Here is a 17,787-nt window from a genome sequence, read left to right as displayed (position 1 = left end):
GAGGCAGCGTTGAACAGGCAAGGAAGTTTGGGCGCCACCCCCCCGCGGACCAAGACGCTGCGGCGGATTTGTTTATTCACGAATCACTAATAATCCGGCAATGGACCAGATCGCCGCCATGCGTGTCTTCGCCCGTGTGGTCGAGGCCGGCACTTTCACTCGCGCAGCCGATTCGCTGCAGATGCCCAAGCCCTCGGTGACGAAGCTGGTGCAGCAACTCGAGACGCATCTGCGCGTGAAGCTGCTGCAGCGCACGACCCGGCGCGTGACGGTCACGCCAGAGGGTGCCGCCTACTACGAGCGAACGGCACGCGTGCTGGCCGAGCTGGAAGAGATCGAATCCGATCTCAGCAACGCGCAAGCAAATCCACGCGGGCGGCTGAGGGTGGACGTCGGCTCGTCGTTTGCCAACATGATCCTGATTCCGCAACTGCCGGCATTTCACGCGCGGTACCCGGAGATCGAACTCGAGATCGGCGTGGGCGACAGGCCGGTGAACCTGATTGGAGACGCGGTCGACTGCGTGATCCGCGCCGGCGAACTGAGCGACCAGTCGCTGGTGGCGCGCCGGATCGCGACCTTGCCCTTCGTGACCTGCGCCACGCCGGGCTACCTGGAGCGCCATGGCACCCCCAGGACGCCGGCGGACCTCGGCGACGGCGCGCACCGCGTGGTGGGCTACTTTTCATCGCTGAGCAACCGCGCGATTCCGCTGCGCTATGCGCGCGGCGAAGAGCGCATCGAGATCCATGGCCGCACCGTGGTGGGCGTGAACGAAAGCACCGCGCAGATCACGGCCGTGCTTACCGGCATGGGCGTGTCGCAGGTCTTTTATCCGATGGCCGCGCCGCACCTCGCAAGCGGCGCGCTGGTGGAGGTGCTGCGGGACTGGGCGCCGCCGCCATACCCGCTGCACGTGGTGTACCCCGCCAACCGCCACCTGAGCGCCAAGCTGCGCGTGTTTGTCGACTGGGCCGTGGAGCTCTTCGCGCCCTGCAACCCACGCGCAGCGCGCTGATGGCGGTCAACTTGGCTGGAATTGATACAGCCAGGTTTCAGTGAGCGTCTTGTCGCCAGTCTTCAGGTAGAGCCGCATGTCGACCGGCTCGTTGCCTTCGGGCGTGAAGTCGAACTGCGCGCGCCAGTGGCCGGGCACGCCGTTGGGCACGGCTTCGGCAAACACGTAGGAGAACTTGCCGCGCGGCGCGGTCAGCACCAGTTCGGGCTTTACGCCGAAAGGCACGGTCGTGAGCGGCTCGCCGACGAACTCGACCATGAACTTGCGCACCCCCGGCGGCCGCGGCTGGCCCGGTTGTCCGCCGCGGCCGATGCGTGTTGCCACGCAGCGCGCGAGCGGCGAGGGAAAGGGTTCCTGGTCGGTCCAGTGCAGCCGGTACTGCAGGCTGTAGCTCGCGCCCGCCTTCGCGTCGGCCTTGGGCACCCAGAAGGCGACGATGTTGTCGTGGATCTCGTCGTCGGTGGGAATCTCGATCAGCTGCACCGAGCCCTCGCCCCAGTCGCCCTGCGGTTCGATCCAGAGGCTCGGACGCTTTTCGTAGTTGACGCCGTCCTGGTAGTTGTCGAATACGCGGTCGCGCTGCAGCAGCCCGAAGCCGCGCGGTCGGGTGTCCGCAAACGCCGAGGCCCGGGTTTGCGTCGGGTTGTTGAGAGGGCGCCAGATGCGCTCGCCCGCGCCGTTCCAGATGGCAAGGCCGTCGGAGTCGTGCACCTCGGGGCGCCAGTCGATGGCGGTGGGCTTGATAGTCTCGGAGTACCAGTACATCGAGGTGAGCGGCACCAGCCCAAGGCGCGACACGTCGCGGCGCAGGAACAGGCGCGAATCGATGTCCATGATCACGGCCTTGCCGCGCTGCATGACGAACTTGAACACCCCCGTGACGCTCGGCCCTTCGAGCAGCGCGTAGACCGTCATCGAGGTGGTGTTGTTGGCGGCGGGCGTCTCGAAGTAGTAGCGCGTGAAGGTCGGAAACTCTTCCGGCTTGTCGGGCACGGCCACATCGAGCGCAAGGCCGCGTGCCGACAGGCCGTACTGGTACAGCTCGCCGATCGCGCGGAAGTACGAGGCACCGAGAAACGCGACCCAGTCGTTCTTCTGCCAGTCGAGCTTGCTCTGGTCGCCCAGGCGGCTTTCCTGCAGGCGGAAGCCAGCAAAGCCCGCGCCGGCCGGCAGCGCGCGCGCCGGGCTGTCGGGCGGCATCGAAAAGTAGCTGGGGCTGTAGAGCACTTCGCGTGAAAACACGTCGCCGCCCGCGTTTTCGAGCACGTGCATGCGCACCGGCGTCTGGAAGAAGCGGCCCAGGTGAAAGAAGGTGACGGGAAAGGCGCCGGGCCCATCGCGGAAGAGGGCGTTGGCGGGGTCGAACTTGATCTTGCCGTGGGCGTCGTAGTCGATCTTCTCGAGCACATCGGGTGCGAGCGGCGCGGCTGCTGCATAGGGTTGCGCGGCCAGGCGCCTGGCTTGGGCGACGAGGCGGTCGAACGAGAAGGGCGCGGGCTGGCTCAGTTTCAGGCCGTTGGCGGCCAATGCCTCTTCGGGCAGTCCAAGGGCGGCGAGTGCGGCGGCGGCACCACCAGCGGCAAGGAAGGATCGGCGATCAAGCATGTGTTTCTTGAGGGTTGCGAGTCTTGGAGGTACGGAAGCGATTCACGAAGAAGACGCGGCCGGCGGTATGCCGGCCGGGCTGCGGAAGAACCATCCTAATGCAGCATGCGTCAGGATTTTCCGCGACGGGAGGAACGGCGAGCATGCCTTGAAGCAGCTGCGCCCCGCGTCAGCCAAGCCGCGCAATGCAAGCCAGACAAGGCCGGCGATTGGAAAAATTGTGCGTTTATGTATCGGCGGGGTCCGTGGCGCTCAACGCGTAGACGGCATAGAGCGACACGCCCAGCATCATCAGCACCAGCGGCGCAAACAGGGTGTATGGCAGGCCGAAGCCTTCCAGCACCCGATAGGCGGAATCGAGCCGCAACCGCGGATGGGCTTCAGTCAGCTCGGAGGCCCGACGCAGCCCCCACCGAAACTCCGCGCCGGTGGCGCGCACCGAAGGGTGCTGCGCCGCCCGCCCGACGGCAAGCCAGCACATGGCGTCGAACGCCAGCACCGAGCCCGCGGGCGCGCGCTCGCCGAAGGTCGCGAACACGGCCCGCACCTGTTGCGGCTCGAGGTACATCAGCACGCCTTCGGTGAAGAGAAACACCGGCTCCCCCTTGCGATTGCGCGGCAGTGCCAGCTGTTCCCACCATCCCTCGGAGGTGAGGTCGAGCGGGCACACCTCATGCCGCGGATCGGTTTCGGGAATCAGCGCGCGGCGCAGTTCGAGCACCTCGGGCAGGTCGGCATCGGTCAGGCGGCACTGTCCGTCGTCCAGCCACTGGAAGTAATGGCTCAGGCCGCAGCCCATGTTCACCACGCGGCCGCCCGGATGCTGCTTGAGAAATTCCTGTGCAAGGCTGCGAAAGCGGCGCGTGCGGTTCAGGATGCCGTAGATGGTGGCCCTGTCTTCCGGCAGGGCATGCCCGTCGTCGCGTATCTGCTCGAGCACCGATGCGGCGTAGGCGTCGCGCACCCCGAGCTGCGGAAACATCGCGTCGCCGGAGGCGCGCGCCGCAAGCGAAATCCGCAAAGTGGAAGGTACGGCCGACAGGCTCCGCGCGGCTTGGCTCGTTGTCGTCATGGGCGCTGGACCAGGGTCATGCCCAAAGTCTGGCTGCTACCGCACAGCGGGGCAAGTCAGACTTTGGTTAGCCCTGGCAGGTCGCCGCTGCGCCCGCGGCTATTACTTATTGCTTCGATTGCTTCGGATCGCGCCTTCGATCACTTCGCGGTGGGCATCACGAACTCGGCGCCCTTGCCGATGCTCTCGGGCCAGCGCTGCATGACGGACTTCTGCTTGGTATAGAAGCGCACGCCTTCCTCGCCGTAGGCATGCATGTCGCCGAAGAGCGAGCGCTTCCAGCCGCCGAAGCCGTGCCATGCCATGGGCACCGGAATCGGGACGTTGATGCCGACCATGCCCACCTGGATGCGGCGGCTGAACTCGCGCGCCACGTTGCCGTCGCGCGTGAAGCAGCTCACGCCGTTGCCAAACTCGTGGTCGTTGACCAGGTCGACCGCATCCTTGAAGTTGGCCACGCGCACGCACGAGAGCACGGGGCCGAAGATCTCTTCCTTGTAGATGCGCATTTCGGGCGTGACGTGGTCGAACAGCGTACCGCCCATCCAGAAGCCGTCGCCGCAGCCGGCGCCGGCCTGGTTGCCGTCGAACTGGCGGCCGTCGACCAGCAGCTTCGCGCCTTCCTTCTCGCCCTGGGCGATGTAGCCGGTGATGCGTTCATGTGCCGCGCGGGTGACGATCGGGCCCATTTCGGCCGCCAGGTTCTCGCCGTCGAGCACCTTGAGCGTCTTCGTGCGCTCGACGAGCTTGGGAATGATCTTGTCGGCCACGTCGCCCACCAGCACCGCCACGCTGATCGCCATGCAGCGCTCGCCGGCCGAGCCGTAGCCCGCGCCGATCAGTGCATCCACCGTCTGGTCGATGTCGGCGTCGGGCATCACCACCATGTGGTTCTTCGCGCCGCCGAGCGCCTGCACGCGCTTGCCGTTGCGTGCGCCGGTTTCGTAGATGTAGTTTGCAATGGGCGTGGAGCCGACGAAGCTCACGGCCTTGACGTCCGGGTGCTCGAGCAGCGCATCGACCGCGGCCTTGTCGCCCTGCACCACGTTGAACACGCCGTCGGGCAGGCCGGCTTCCTTCAGCAGCTCGGCCATGCGCAGCGACGCGGTCGGGTCGGTCGGGCTGGGCTTCAGAATGAAGGTGTTGCCCGCGGCAATGGCCACCGGGAACATCCACATCGGCACCATCACCGGAAAGTTGAAGGGCGTGATGCCCGCCACCACGCCCAGCGGCTGGCGCAGCGTCCAGTTGTCGATGCCGGTGCTCACCTGGTCGGTGAAGTCGCCCTTGAGCAGCTGCGGAATGCCGCAGGCGAACTCGACGATGTCGATGCCGCGCGAGACCTCGCCCTGCGCGTCGGTGAACACCTTGCCGTGCTCGGCGGTGATCATGTGCGCGAGCTCGTCCTTGTGCAGGTTCAGCAGCTCCAGAAACTTGAACATCACGCGGGCGCGGCGGATGGGCGGCGTGTCGGCCCACTTGGGAAAGGCGGCTTGTGCGGCAGCCACGGCGGCGTCGACATCGGCCGCGGCGGCAAGCACCACCTTGCCCGTGACCTTGCCGGAGGCCGGATTGGTGACGTCCTGCGTGCGGTTGGAACCGCCGGCGGTGTGCTGGCCGGCGATGAAATGCGCGATCTGTGTGGTCATGGAGAGTCCCAGGGTCAAGTGATTTGCGCCAGTCTAGAAAAGGGAAGGGCGCCTGCCTAGGCGCTAAAGTTGAACTGTTTGTTCGCCATGGTGAACAATGCAGCCATGGATACGCAAAAAGCCGAATCGCTCTGGACGCACCTGCACTGGCTGATCGTGCTCGGCCAGCAGGGCAGCTACACCGCCGCCGCGGCGCGCCTAGGCGTGAGCAAGGCCGCCATGAGCCAGCGCATTGCCGAACTGGAGCGCGCCGCGGGCGTGCCCTTGGTGCGCCGCACCACGCGCAGCATGCGGCTCACCGAGGCCGGCCAGCAGCTCGTCGACCAGACGCGCGAACCGTTCGAGCAGATTGCCCACAGCTTCTTGAAGGCGCAGGACCATGCGGGAGAACCGCGCGGCCTGGTGCGCGTGACGGCGCCGGTGGCGCTGGGGCGGCAGCAGCTCTTGCCGCGGCTCGCCGACTTCCTGCTCGCGCATCCGTCGATTCGCATCGAGATGGAGCTTTCGGACCGGCTCAGCTCACTTGCGACGGAAGGCTTCGACCTGGCAGTGCGGCATGCCGCATCGCCCCCCGATACGCACGTGGCCTGGCGCTTGTGCGAGACCAGGTCGGTGCTGGTGGCCAGCCGGGCCTACCTGCGCCGCAAGGGAACGCCGCTGGCGCCGGCCATGCTGGCCGAGCACGATTGCCTGCACTATCCGCGCGGGCAAGAAACGAATGTGTGGTCGTTCGAGCGGCGCAACGCCCGGGCACGTCAGGCCGAGCGCATGACCGTGCCCATTGCCGGCCCGCTTGCGGCCAACAACAGCGAGGCGCTGCGCGATGCCGCTCAGGCGGGGCTGGGCGTTGCCTTGCTGCCCGACTTCAGCGCGCAGTCGGCCCTGCAAACCGGCAAGCTGGTCGAGGTGCTGCCCGATTGGCAGCCCACCGGCGCGTTTGCGGACCATATCTACGCCATTCGGCCATACTCGCTGCACATACCGCGCGCGGTCAACCTGTTCGTGAGCCATCTCAGGGAGACATTGAAGGCCGGGTTCCAGGTGCCGCAGGCCTGAGGGTTCAGCGGGCAGCCCGCCCGGTCTCAAGTGGAAGAAGCAAGCAGTTGCCGAACCAGCAACTGCGCCGCAGGCGACAAGGTCTCGCCCGTCTTCGTCGCCATCAGCAGCCGGCGAACCGCCCAGGGGTCCTTCAGCCGCACCACCTTGAGATCGAGCGCACTCACCTGTGCCTTGCAAGCCGCGAGCGGCACCACGCCGATGCCCAGGTTGGCGGCGATCATGTGGCACATGGCATCGAAGCTGCGCACCTGCACGCGCAGGCGCATCGGAATGCCGGCCTGCTCGGCCGCGCGGGATGTCAGTTCGAGCAGCGAGCTGCTGCGGTTCAGCCCGACGAACTCGTGGGCCAAACAGGTCTTGAAATCCGTTTTGCGGGCGCGCGCAAGTGGATGCTGCCTGGCGCACAGCACCACCAGCTCGTCGGTCTGGAACTGCGCGACGTCGAGCCCGTAGGCGGGCGTGTTCTCCGCGAATACGCCCACATCGGCCAGCCCGTCGACCAGAGCGCGAACGATGTCGCCGCTCAGTTGTTCTTCCACTTCGACGCGGATGTCCGGATGCTGGCCGAGAAACGCCGCCAGCGTGGCCGGCAGGAACTCGGTGAGCGCCGACATGTTGGCCCAGAGCCGCACATGGCCGCGTACGCCGCTCGAATAGTCGCCGAGTTCGCTGCTGAATTGCTCGAAGCCCTGAAAGAGCCGCATCGCATGCTGCATGGCCACATGGCCGGCGGGCGTGAGGGCTATGCCTTGCGAACTGCGCTCCAGCAGCTTCGACCCGGTGGCAGCCTCGAAATCAGAAAGCCGCCGGCTGGCTGCCGATAGCGCGAGGTGACAGGCCTCCGCACCCTTGGTGATGCTGCCCGACTGGGCCACCGCGCAGAACAGGCGCAGCGTCACAAAATCGACACGTGCGGGATTGATGGTGCTGGCCATCGCCGGATTCTAGGGACGGCGCCAGTGCCAGAGGTCATGGGCATAGGCTAAAAGATTCTTTGACATGTTATGTCGGCGCGCCTATAGTGAACGGCAGCAAACAAAAGGAGGGGTATGCAATCACTGCTCGATCAACTGAAGGGGCTCGATGTCTTGGCCGGTGCCGCAATGGGCGGACTTGCGATGCAGTTGCAGCCGATTCCCGGTCATACGCCCGTGGTGCAGGTGAGCATCGAGGGCCGGGACGAACTGCCGATCTTCATCACCAGCTCAGACATGCAGGTGATCTGCATCTGCTATCTCTGGACCGAAGAAGAAGTGAAGCCCGAGCGCCGCACCGAACTGCTCGAATCGCTGCTCGACCTGAACCCCTCGGTGCCGCTGTCGTCCTTCGGCCGCGTGGATGGCCGCTATGTGCTCACCGGCGCGCTCGGCCGCAATGCCAGCGTGGAAGACATCGCCCGCGAGGTGGCGGTGCTCAGCGACAACGCGCTCGATGCGCTGGACGCCCTGTCCGAATTCCTGAATTAAGTGGAGATCATCATGACGGTCATCAAGAAACTGGTCACCTTGCTGCGCGGCAGTGCCCGCGAAATCGGCGAGAGCGTGGTCGACAGCAACGCCACGCGCATCTACGAGCAGGAAATCATCGACGCCAAGCACAGCATCGAGAAGGCCAAGGGCGATCTCACCGGCGTCATGGCCAAGGAGATGCAGTCCGCCCGCGAGATCGAGCGCCTGAAGAACGAGGTCACGCGCTACGAAGGCCTGGCGCTCGAGGCCCTCAACAAGACGCAGGAAGGCTTGGCGCTCGATGTGGCCGCAAAGGTCGGCACGCTCGAAAAGGAGCTCGAGGAGCAGGCCAAGGCGCATGCCTCCTACGCGCTGCAGGTGTCCAAGCTCAAGGACCTGATCAAGACGGCCGAGGCTCGCATTCGGGAGCATGAGCGCGAGATCGGCATTGCCAAGACCACCGAGAGCGTCTACCGCGCCACGCAATCGATCTCCGAGAACATCGGTGCGGGCGGTTCGCGCCTGTCCAACGCGCGTGAATCGCTCGAGCGCATCCGCCAGCGCCATGAAGACCTGGCCGACCGGATGGCCGCGAGCCAGACGCTCGAAAACGAGCTCGGCCACGGCGCGCTCGAAAAGAAGCTGGCGGCCGCGGGCATCGGCAGCGACGTCGACCGTACCAGCCAGGTGATGGAGCGCATCCGCGCCCGCCAGGCCAAGCCGGCGGAGCCCGGCGCCCAATGACCGTGCGGGTCAAGCCGGTTCGCTGGCAAGGCTCGGACGAGGCGATACGCGCCGTTCAGGTGGCGTTCGACGTGGAAGAGGCCGTGCTGGAGGCGGTGCGCACGGCGGCCTTCGAACAGCACGTGTCCACCTCCGACCAGATCCGGCAGGTGCTGGGGCTTGCGACAACGTCCAAGCCCAAGCGGCCGCGCCTGACGGTGTCGCTGAATGCGGCAGACTACGAGTTTCTGGCGGCGAGATATGGGCTCGCCCCGGACGACCGCCTGGCCATCAAGGAGAGGGCCACGCGCGATCTGATTGCTTTTGCAAGTGGTGGAAAGAAAAAGGGCACCGGCGCAACGAAGCCGGGCCGCAGATAAAAACACAACCCGCACGCGGGAGGGTCAATGGGAAATTTCATGGATGCGGTGACGGGGTACCCCACCGCGATCTACACGGTGCTGCTGGGCGTCGTGGTGATCTATTGGGTGCTCGCGGTGGCCGGCATGGTCGACATCGAGCACAGCGGCATCGACGTCGACCTGCAGACGCATGCCGACGGCGACACCAGCGACATAGGGCAACTCGCGAGCTACGTGGTTGCTTTCGGCCTGAACGGCGTGCCGTTCTCGGTGGCGGTGAGCCTGCTGGTGCTGGTGTCGTGGACGCTGTCCTGCCTGGGCGGGGAGTGGCTGCTGCCGCTGGTGCCCACGCTGCCGCTCAAGCTCCTGGCCGGCACGGTGCTGCTGGTGGCGAGCGCCGCCATTGCCATACCCGTCACCGCCGTGGCCATTCGCCCGTTGCGCGGCCTGTTCGTGAGCCACACGGCCGTGAGCAATGCGGCGCTGGTCGGGCAGGCCTGCCGCGTCGTCACCGGCGTGGTGAACGAGAAAGACGGCCGCGCCGAAGTGGCCCGCCGTGGCGCCAGCCTGAACATTCGCGTCTGGGCGCCCACGCCCAACACCCTCAAGCGCGGATCGCAAGCGCTCATTCTCGAATACGACGAGGTGGCGGGCCGCTACCTCATCGCAGCGCACGAAGACATCGTCTGACCGCGCGCATCCCCTTACCGTTCGTTCGCTCTTAAAGCATCTCTGGAGAAAAAATGGAGCCCATCCTCTTTGCCGCGGCCATCCTGGCCGTGGTCATCCTCGGCCTGTTCGCGATGTTCGCCAAGTTCTATCGAAAGATCGAACAGGGCCACGCGCTCATCGTGAATACCTTGCGCGCCGAGCCCGAGGTAACCTTTACCGGGCGAATGGTCTACCCGATCATCCACAAGGCCGAGTTGATGGACATCTCGGTCAAGACCATCGAGATCGACCGCTCCGGCAACGAGGGCCTCATCTGCCGCGACAACATCCGCGCGGACATCAAGGTGAAGTTTTTCGTGCGCGTCAACAAGACCGCCGACGACGTGCTCAAGGTGGCGCAGGGCATCGGCTGCGCCCGCGCTTCGAACCACGAGACGCTCGAAGAATTGTTCTCGGCCAAGTTTTCCGAAGCGCTCAAGACCGTCGGCAAGTCGATGGATTTTGTCGATCTGTACCAGGCGCGCGACGGCTTCCGCGACCAGATCATCAGCCAGATCGGCAATGACCTTTCGGGCTATGTGCTCGAAGACGCCGCCATCGACTACCTCGAGCAAACCCCGCTGTCGGAGCTGGACACCAACAACATCCTCGATGCGCAGGGCATCAAGAAGATCACCGAGCTGACGGCGGTCGAGCATGTGCGCACCAACGAGCTGCGCCGCAACGAGGAAATGCAGATCAAGAAGAAGAACGTCGAAACGCAGGAAGCCCTGCTCGAGCTCGAGCGCCAGCAGGCCGACGCCACCGCGCGCCAGCAGCGCGAAATTGCCAGCGTGCGCGCCCGCGAAGAGGCAGAGACCGCCAAGATCCAGGCCGAAGAGCGCACCAAGTCCGAAACCGCGCGCCTGGTTGCCGAACAGTCCATTTCGGTGCAGCAGGAAAACGTGCAGCGCGAGAAGGAAGTGGCCGAGAACAACCGCAAGCGCGCGGTGGCCATCGAAGAAGAAAAGGTCACGCGCGCCCGCGATCTTGAAATTGTCGATCGCGAAAAGGAAGTGACGCTGCAGCGCATCGAGAAGGACAAGGCCGTCGAAGTGCAGAAGAAGGCCATTGCCGACGTGATTCGCGAGCGCATCGTGGTCGAACGCACCGTGGCCGAGCAGGAAGAAGCCATCAAGGAACTGCGCGTGGTGGCCGAGGCCGAACGCACCAAGAAATCCGTCGTGATCATGGCCGAGGGCCAGGCTGAAGAGAAGATGGTGCTCGATGTGAAGGCGGCTGAAACGCAAGAAAAGCGCGCCCGCCACAAGGCGGCCGAAGAACTCACGCTGGCCGATGCCAAGCTGAAGGTGGCCGAGCGCGATGCCGAATCGAAGAAGCGCGAAGCCGAAGGCGTGGAAGCCATCTCGGCCGCGCCCGGCCTGGCCGCTGCCAAGGTCGAGATTGCGACCGCGCAAGCCAAGCTCGCGAGCTTCGAGGCCGAGGCTTCGGGCAAGGAAAAGCTGGGCCTTGCCGACGTGCATGTGCGCCAGGCCGATGCCGACGCCGTCCTCAAGGCCGGCCAGGCCGATGCGCAGGTGATCGAGGCGCGCTCGCAGGCTGAAGCCGCGGGCATGCGCGCCAAGTTCGAAGCCGAGGCCTCGGGCAAGGAGAAGCTCGGCCTTGCAGAAGTGAACGTGCGCACGGCCGATGCCGAAGCCACCCTGAAGTCGGGCCAGGCCGACGCGCAGGTGATCGAAGCCCGCTTCAGCGCCGAGGCCAAGGGCCTGCACGAAAAGTTCGAAGCCATGAAGGCGATGAGCCCGGACACCCGCGACCACGAGGAATTCCGCATGCGCCTGGAAAAGTCGCATATCGAAACCATGAAGGGCATCGATGCGCAGACCTCCATTGCCAAGGAGCAGGCCGAGGTGCTGGGCACCGCGCTGGCCAATGCCAAGATCGACATCGTGGGCGGGCAGGGCGACTATTTCGACAGCTTCGTGCGCTCGCTTTCCGTGGGCAAGGGCATCGACGGCGTCATCTCCAAGAGCAATGCGCTGCAGGTGGCCTTCAAGGACCAGCTGGCCGGCGACCGCGACGTGGTGAAGGACCTGCGCGACATCGTCGGCGCGCTCGGCAATTCGTCCGGCGAGATCCAGAACCTCAGCGTTGCGGCGCTCATGAGCCGCATCACCAGCGACGGCAGCGAAAGCCAGAAAACCGCGCTGAGCAACCTGATCTCCACCTTCCGCAACTGAGTGGGCGCGCAATGAACCCGAACCTCAAATGCAGCTGCTCGGCGCATTCGCCGATGCAAGCCGTTGCCCTGGCCGAGGCGTTGCTGGCCGTGAACTGCACCGATTGCGGCGGCATGGTCATGTCCATGGAAGATTGGCGCGCGTGGAAGGCCGCCGACCCTGCGCGCGAACCCCATGCAATCGACGACGAAGTCATCGAGGTGTTCGATGCCGCATCGGTGCGGCATTGCCCCGAGTGCGACCGCCTCATGCAGCGCCTGCGCGTGAGCGCGGGGCCCGACTTTCGCATCGACCGCTGCATTGCCTGCCAGAACCTCTGGTTCGACCAGGGCGAATGGCGTGCGCTCGTGAGCCGCGGCCTGGCCAACCGCCTCGACGAACTGCTGTCCGACAGGTGGCAGCGGCAACTGCAGACCGAAGAGGTGCGCGAGGTGCGCCTTGCCGCGCTGCGCCGCCGCTACGGCAACGACTGCATCGACGAGCTGGACCGCATTCGCGCCTGGCTCGACACCCAGCCCCACCGCGACGAATTGCTCGCATTGCTGCGCGCGGACTGACCGCGCCGACCTATGCAATCCACGGAAGAATCGGGGGCGCCCGCCGGCGCCCAGGCGCCGTCTGACCAGACAGAAACCCTGGTGTCCGGCAGTGGCAGCTACGACCTGCTGAAGAAGCGGCTCGAAACGCAGGGCGAAGGCCTGCTCGCGAAGACGCAGGCCCTCAACGAGCGGCGGCTTGCCGAGTTCGGCCGCTCCGAGCAGGCGCTGGTGCTGCGCACCCGCGCGCGCACCGAGAACAACGCCGTGGCGCGCGACATCGTGCGCATCGGCGATCTGCTGCTGTTCGGCTACAACGTGTTCATCGGCCTGCGCAAGGAAACGGCCGTGAGCGACGTGTTCGGGCTCTACCGCCTGGCGGTGCCCGGAGAGGCGGCCACCGAGAACGACGAGCTGCAGCCCGTGCCGCTGGCCGGCACCTTCCTCGAAGACACGCGCTTCGTCTCCGATTTTCGAGAGCTCTACGCCTACTACAAGCAGGCCACGATGCTGCAGCTGCGCGTCACGCAGGACAAGCTGCTCGCGTCCTTCCAGATCGGCCAGCAGCTGGGCGACGTGCGCGTGTTCCGCTGGGCCATCGAGCGCAACGGCGACATCCACTACATCGACAACCGCGGCGAGCGCGACATTGCGCTGCCCGCGAGCCACGACTTCGAATGGACCGTTGCCACGCGCGAAGACCACGTGGGCGGCAAGCACCCCCATGTGAACGTGCTCGACACCGTGTTTGTCGAAACGCTGGGCGGCGACCTCACGGTCAAGATCGAGAACAACACCGAAACCGGCCTTGGCATCTACAGCGAGCCGGTGGAAGACAAGAGCCAGTCGCTCACCGACGCCGAGATTTCGTGGGCCAAGCTCGGCATGCTGATCTTGCTGCGCGTAAAGCCTTACCGCGAGCAGGTCACGCGCTACCTGGTCTTCAACATCCGCACGCAGCAGGTCGAGCGCATCGACGCCATCGGTGGCTCATGCGTGCAGCTGCCTGAAGACCACGGCATCATCTTCCCGGGCGGCTACTACCTGCAGTCGGGCGAGTACAAGCGCTTCGACCTGCCGGGCGAGGTGGTCGAAAGCCTGCGCTTCAAGCGCATGCTGCGCTCGCCCAACGGGGAAGACGTGGCCTATGTCTTCTACGACCCCAAGCCGGGGCGCTACGCGCTCTTCAACTACAACCTGATCGACAAGAAGCTCGCGACGCCGATCATCGCGAACGGCTACGCGCGCTTTGCCGACGGCCGCATCCTGGTGTTCAACGGCGACGCCGGCGAGCCCACGCGCGTGCACCCGATGCAGCTGTGGCAAACACCGTTTGCCAGCGAAGAGCATGTGAGCGCGCAGCCGCCCGCCACCGGCTTTTTCGGCAAGATCGGCAATGCCGAGCTGGTGCGCGGCGTGAGCGACCTGATGGGCATTGCCCGTGCGGTGCGGGAGCAGGCGCCCACGCGCGCTGCCTACGAAGACCTGATTCGCCAGTGCACCCGCGTGAGCGACGCCTACTTCTGGCTGGACGCCTCCGAGGCCGCCGGCCTGATGGGCGAGCTGCGCAGCATTGCCGACGTGGCGCGCAGCACGCTGGCCGAGTTCGAGAAGGTCGACACCATCCGCCGCGAGACCGCGCGCGCGCTGGCCCGTGCCGAAGACGAGCAGCACGCGTTGCTGGTCGACATTGCCAGCACGCTCTGGCGCGCGCCTGACGATTTTGTGAAAGCCCTGGGCCGCCTGCGCGAACGGCGCGGCGCGCTGCAGATGCTCAAGGAGCTACGCTACGCAGACCTGCCGCGCATCGCCGCCATGGACGCCGCGCTCGAGACCGAGCAGCAGCGCATCGGCGAACGCGCCATGCAGTTCCTGGCGGCGGACACGGCCTTCAGCGGCCAGCGCCAAGCGCTCGACAAGCTGGCGCTCGACCTGCCGAATCTTGCGACTTCGCCCGCGCTCGGCCAGATGCTGGCAACGCTCGACGAGCAGGCGGCCGGCCTCGATTTGCTGACCGAACAGCTGGGCAGCCTTCCGGGCGGCGATGCGGTCATCCGCACTTCGATTCTCGACCGCATCTCGCTGATCTACGCCGACATCAACCGCATGCGTGCCGATGCGCGCGTACGGCGCAAGTCACTCGGCGCAACCGAGGCGCGCGCTGAATTCGGTGCACAGTTCAAGCTCTTCAGCCAGGCGGTGGAAAACGCGCTGGAGTTTGCCGACACGCCCGAGAAGTGCGATGACGCGCTCACGCGCCTGCTGGCGCAGCTGGAAGAAATCGAAGGCCGCTTTGCCGAACAGGAAGACTTTTTGGCCGACATCGCCGAGAAGCGCGAGACCGTGTACGAAGCGCTTTCCGCACGCCGCCAGAGCCTGGTGGAAGCCCGCCAGCGCCGTGCGCAGGGCGTGGTCGATGCGGCGGGGCGCATCCTCGACGGTATTCCACGCCGCATTGCGCAGTTCGGCGACCTGAAGCAGGTTCACAGCTACTTCGCGGCCGATCCGATGATCGGCAAGCTGCACACGCTGATTGCCGATCTGCGCACGCTCGGCGCCGCCGTGCCGGCCGACGAGCTCGACACGCGCCTGAAGACGGCGCGCGACCAGGCCCTGCGATCGATTCGCGACAAGCGCGAATTGGTGAGTGAAGGCGGAGACACCCTGCGCCTGGGTCGCCATGCGTTCACCGTGCACCGCCAGCCCGTCGACCTGACTTTGGTGGCCCGCGAGAGCGGCATGGCCTACCAGGTTACCGGCACCGACTACCTGAGCCCCGTGGACGAGCCGCGGCTGCTGCCGCTGCAACGCTACTGGAACCAGGCGCTGGTGTCGGAAACCGCCGAACTGTCGCGTGCCGAATACCTGGCCGGGCGCCTGCTGGAGTCATTGCAGGGCGGCAAGGCTGAACGCACCTGGGCCGAGGTGGTCACGCTGCTCACCGAAGACCCTTTGCATCCGCAGCTGCTCGAAATGGTGCGCCGCTTTGCAGCCGCGCGCTACCAGGAGGGCTACCAGAAGGGCATTCACGACGACGACGCGCTGCGCCTGCTTGGCGCGCTCGTCGCCATGCAAGACCAGGCAGGCCTGCTGGCGTGGGGGCCGACCGAACGCGCGCTGGCGCTGCTCTACTGGCAGCACGGCCACTTGATTGCGCACCGCGAATCGCTGCTGCGGCGTGCGCGCGCCGCCTTGCAGATGCAGGCATTGTTCGGCCGCCGCGACGCGCTGGAGCAGCTCGAAGCCGATACGGCACGCGCGCTGAACCACTTTGCGCGCGACATGCTGCCCGACCTGCTGCCGTTGGCCGAAGCCGCCACCGAAGAGGAGCGCGAAGCCCACCAAGGCCACGTGTCCACCCTGTGCGCCCAGGCGGCTGCCTACCTTGTGCGCGAGCTGGCTGGCGAGCACGGCGGCGAAACCTGGGCCGTATCGGGCGCGGGCGAAGACCTGGCAGCCGCGCTGCTGCGCGAACTCGAACGCGGCGGCCGGCGCGATGCGTGGCAGCACGATCTGGACGCCGCTCCGCCGGCAGAGCGCTGGCGCCTTGCGCGCGATTGGGTGCGCGCCTATGCCATTCACCAGGCGCCGCAGTCGGTCGATTGGGTGGACGATGCGGCCAGCGTGCTGGCCATGCCGATGCAGCGCAAGCGGGTGAACGTGGCGCTCGACCGCACGGTCGAGGGGCTGCGCGGCGAACATCCGCGCGTGGCCGAAGGCCGCGTGACGCTGAACCTGAACGACTTCTGGCGCCGCTTCCTGTTTCACACCACGCATGCGGTGCCGGGCTACGAGGCGCTGCACAGCCTGCGCCACGAGCTGCTCGAACGCGAGAAGGCGCGGCTCAAGCTGGGCCAGTTCCAGGCCAAGCCGCTCTCGACCTTCGTGCGCAACCAGCTGATCGACGAGCTCTACCTGCCCATCATCGGCGACAACCTCTCCAAGCAGATCGGCTCGGCGGGCGAGGGCAGCCGCACCGATCGCATGGGGTTGCTGCTGCTGATCTCGCCGCCCGGCTACGGCAAGACCACGCTCATGGAATACGTGGCAGACCGGCTCGGCCTGATCTTCGTGCGCATCAACTGCCCGGCGCTGGGCCATGGCGTCACGGCCATCGACCCGGCCAACGCGCCCAACAGCGCCGCGCGGCAAGAGCTGGAAAAGCTGAACCTCGGCCTTGCGATGGGCAGCAACGTGATGCTGTATCTGGACGACATCCAGCACACCAGCCCGGAGTTTCTGCAGAAGTTCATTGCGCTGGCCGACGGCACGCGCCGCATCGAGGGCGTGTGGAACGGCGAGCCGCGCAGCTACGACATGCGAGGCAAGCGCTTCGCCATCGTGATGGCTGGCAACCCGTACACCGAGTCGGGCGACGTATTCAAGATTCCGGACATGCTGGCCAACCGCGCCGACATCTACAACCTGGGCGACGTGCTCTCGGGGCGCGAGGCGGCCTTTGCGCTTTCGTACATCGAGAACAGCCTGACCTCCAACCCCACGCTGATGCCGCTGGCCTCGCGCGACCCCAAGGACGTGCAGCTGCTGGTGAAGATGGCGCAGGGACACGAGGTGCCGAGCAGCGCGCTTTCGCATGCCTACAGCGCGGTCGAGCTGGAAGAGATCAAGGCGCTGCTGCAGCGCCTGTTCCGCGCGCGCGACCTGCTGCTGAAGGTCAATCTTGCGTACATCGAATCGGCCGCGCAGCAGGAGGCCTACCGCACTGCGCCGCCGTTCAAGCTGCAGGGCAGCTACCGCAACATGACCAAGCTCGCGGGCAAGATCACCGCGTTGATGCGCGACGACGAGCTCGACGCTTTGCTGCGCGACCATTACCGTGGCGAAGCACAGACCCTGACCACCGGCGCGGAAGAAAACCTCTTGAGGCTTGCGCAGCTTCTGGGCAGCCCGACCCCGGAAGAAAGCGCACGCTGGGCAGCCATCTGCGAAGAGTTCGTGCGAAAGAAAAAGCTCGGCGGAGACGACGTCGACGGCAGCCAGCGCATCGCAAGCAGCATGCTCGACGTGGCGCGCGCGGTCGATGCGCTCAAGCCCAAGCCGCCAGCCGAAGGCCCGAGCGAAAGCCAGCGGCTGGCCGACGCCATGTTGCAGATCGCCGTGACCTACCGCGAGCTGATCCTGCCCTTGGTTACCGCCACCGAACGCCGGCTCGAACTCGACCGGTCGATCAAGCAGGACATGGAGCGGCTTGCGGCTGAAGTGCAGGCTGCGCGTGGCGTGGTCAGGCGCTCTCCCAAGCCGGACAAGGAGGGCTAGGAATGGGGCGTTGTGTTTCTTTGTGCCTTGTTGCGTGCTCGGTTCTTCATTCGGGGCGCGCACCCGCCGACGGGGTACCTTTCTCCGCGAATGTCCCCCGGCCTGCGGCCTCCTCCTTTATTTCGC

Annotated in this window: 13 protein-coding genes; 9 read left to right on the top strand and 4 right to left on the bottom strand. The window is 66.0% G+C overall.

The annotated features are described in order from the left end of the window. Positions 1–100: 100 nt before the first annotated feature. The gene (locus V9L21_RS25815) at positions 101–1,018 is read left to right on the top strand and encodes a LysR family transcriptional regulator (protein ID WP_337315634.1); all 918 of its coding nucleotides are present in this window, start codon (positions 101–103) and stop codon (positions 1,016–1,018) included. A 6-nt stretch (positions 1,019–1,024) separates the two neighbouring features. Here V9L21_RS25815 and V9L21_RS25810 read toward each other — a convergent pair whose 3' ends face one another. The 3 genes from V9L21_RS25810 to V9L21_RS25800 all read right to left on the bottom strand — a co-directional run bounded on the left by V9L21_RS25810 (position 1,025) and on the right by V9L21_RS25800 (position 5,344). Further along, entirely contained in the window at positions 1,025–2,623 is a 1,599-nt protein-coding gene (locus V9L21_RS25810) for a glucan biosynthesis protein (protein ID WP_337315633.1), read from the bottom strand. Positions 2,624–2,849: 226 nt separating this feature from the next. Next, on the bottom strand, positions 2,850–3,695 hold the full coding sequence (locus V9L21_RS25805; RefSeq protein WP_337315632.1) for a class I SAM-dependent methyltransferase: 846 nt from the start codon (positions 3,693–3,695) through the stop codon (positions 2,850–2,852). Positions 3,696–3,835: 140 nt separating this feature from the next. Next, on the bottom strand, positions 3,836–5,344 hold the full coding sequence (locus tag V9L21_RS25800; RefSeq protein ID WP_337315631.1) for a CoA-acylating methylmalonate-semialdehyde dehydrogenase: 1,509 nt from the start codon (positions 5,342–5,344) through the stop codon (positions 3,836–3,838). 105 nt (positions 5,345–5,449) lie between these two features. Between V9L21_RS25800 and V9L21_RS25795 the strand changes: the two genes are divergently transcribed. After that, the gene (locus V9L21_RS25795; protein WP_337315630.1) at positions 5,450–6,400 is read left to right on the top strand and encodes a LysR family transcriptional regulator; all 951 of its coding nucleotides are present in this window, start codon (positions 5,450–5,452) and stop codon (positions 6,398–6,400) included. Positions 6,401–6,426: 26 nt separating this feature from the next. Here V9L21_RS25795 and V9L21_RS25790 read toward each other — a convergent pair whose 3' ends face one another. Continuing rightward, the gene (locus tag V9L21_RS25790) at positions 6,427–7,338 is read right to left on the bottom strand and encodes a LysR family transcriptional regulator (RefSeq protein WP_337315629.1); all 912 of its coding nucleotides are present in this window, start codon (positions 7,336–7,338) and stop codon (positions 6,427–6,429) included. 114 nt (positions 7,339–7,452) lie between these two features. Between V9L21_RS25790 and V9L21_RS25785 the strand changes: the two genes are divergently transcribed. The 7 genes from V9L21_RS25785 to V9L21_RS25755 are packed head-to-tail and all read left to right on the top strand — an operon-like array spanning position 7,453 to position 17,661. After that, positions 7,453–7,869 (top strand): YjfI family protein, encoded by a 417-nt coding sequence (locus V9L21_RS25785; RefSeq protein ID WP_337315628.1) that lies wholly within the window; start codon positions 7,453–7,455, stop codon positions 7,867–7,869. Between the two features lie 12 nt (positions 7,870–7,881). After that, the gene (locus V9L21_RS25780) at positions 7,882–8,595 is read left to right on the top strand and encodes a PspA/IM30 family protein (RefSeq protein WP_337315627.1); all 714 of its coding nucleotides are present in this window, start codon (positions 7,882–7,884) and stop codon (positions 8,593–8,595) included. Further along, the gene (locus V9L21_RS25775; protein ID WP_258507487.1) at positions 8,592–8,954 is read left to right on the top strand and encodes a hypothetical protein; all 363 of its coding nucleotides are present in this window, start codon (positions 8,592–8,594) and stop codon (positions 8,952–8,954) included. Before V9L21_RS25780 ends, V9L21_RS25775 begins: the two co-directional genes overlap by 4 nt. Before the next feature lie 27 nt (positions 8,955–8,981). Further along, positions 8,982–9,626 (top strand): ubiquinone biosynthesis protein, encoded by a 645-nt coding sequence (locus V9L21_RS25770; protein WP_337315626.1) that lies wholly within the window; start codon positions 8,982–8,984, stop codon positions 9,624–9,626. 53 nt (positions 9,627–9,679) lie between these two features. Then, entirely contained in the window at positions 9,680–11,848 is a 2,169-nt protein-coding gene (locus V9L21_RS25765) for a hypothetical protein (RefSeq protein ID WP_337315625.1), read from the top strand. Positions 11,849–11,901: 53 nt separating this feature from the next. Continuing rightward, on the top strand, positions 11,902–12,405 hold the full coding sequence (locus tag V9L21_RS25760) for a zf-TFIIB domain-containing protein (RefSeq protein WP_337315624.1): 504 nt from the start codon (positions 11,902–11,904) through the stop codon (positions 12,403–12,405). Positions 12,406–12,417: 12 nt separating this feature from the next. Further along, entirely contained in the window at positions 12,418–17,661 is a 5,244-nt protein-coding gene (locus V9L21_RS25755; RefSeq protein WP_337315623.1) for a DNA repair ATPase, read from the top strand. The last annotated feature ends 126 nt before the right edge of the window (positions 17,662–17,787 follow it).

Origin of the sequence: Variovorax sp. CCNWLW235, assembly GCF_037204085.1 — a bacterium.
Taxonomy (GTDB): Bacteria; Pseudomonadota; Gammaproteobacteria; order Burkholderiales; family Burkholderiaceae_C; genus Variovorax.
This window is presented reverse-complemented; position numbering and strand designations above follow the sequence as displayed.

Excerpts from the sequence above, each read along its gene's own strand:
- V9L21_RS25810 (WP_337315633.1), bottom strand. The coding sequence starts at position 2,623 with ATGCTTGATCGCCGATCCTTCCTTGCCGCTGGTGGTGCCGCCGCCGCA.
- V9L21_RS25775 (WP_258507487.1), top strand. The coding sequence starts at position 8,592 with ATGACCGTGCGGGTCAAGCCGGTTCGCTGGCAAGGCTCGGACGAGGCG.
- V9L21_RS25780 (WP_337315627.1), top strand. The coding sequence starts at position 7,882 with ATGACGGTCATCAAGAAACTGGTCACCTTGCTGCGCGGCAGTGCCCGC.
- V9L21_RS25800 (WP_337315631.1), bottom strand. The coding sequence starts at position 5,344 with ATGACCACACAGATCGCGCATTTCATCGCCGGCCAGCACACCGCCGGC.
- V9L21_RS25785 (WP_337315628.1), top strand. The coding sequence starts at position 7,453 with ATGCAATCACTGCTCGATCAACTGAAGGGGCTCGATGTCTTGGCCGGT.
- V9L21_RS25795 (WP_337315630.1), top strand. The coding sequence starts at position 5,450 with ATGGATACGCAAAAAGCCGAATCGCTCTGGACGCACCTGCACTGGCTG.
- V9L21_RS25755 (WP_337315623.1), top strand. The coding sequence starts at position 12,418 with ATGCAATCCACGGAAGAATCGGGGGCGCCCGCCGGCGCCCAGGCGCCG.
- V9L21_RS25770 (WP_337315626.1), top strand. The coding sequence starts at position 8,982 with ATGGGAAATTTCATGGATGCGGTGACGGGGTACCCCACCGCGATCTAC.
- V9L21_RS25760 (WP_337315624.1), top strand. The coding sequence starts at position 11,902 with ATGCAAGCCGTTGCCCTGGCCGAGGCGTTGCTGGCCGTGAACTGCACC.
- V9L21_RS25765 (WP_337315625.1), top strand. The coding sequence starts at position 9,680 with ATGGAGCCCATCCTCTTTGCCGCGGCCATCCTGGCCGTGGTCATCCTC.
- V9L21_RS25815 (WP_337315634.1), top strand. The coding sequence starts at position 101 with ATGGACCAGATCGCCGCCATGCGTGTCTTCGCCCGTGTGGTCGAGGCC.
- V9L21_RS25790 (WP_337315629.1), bottom strand. The coding sequence starts at position 7,338 with ATGGCCAGCACCATCAATCCCGCACGTGTCGATTTTGTGACGCTGCGC.
- V9L21_RS25805 (WP_337315632.1), bottom strand. The coding sequence starts at position 3,695 with ATGACGACAACGAGCCAAGCCGCGCGGAGCCTGTCGGCCGTACCTTCC.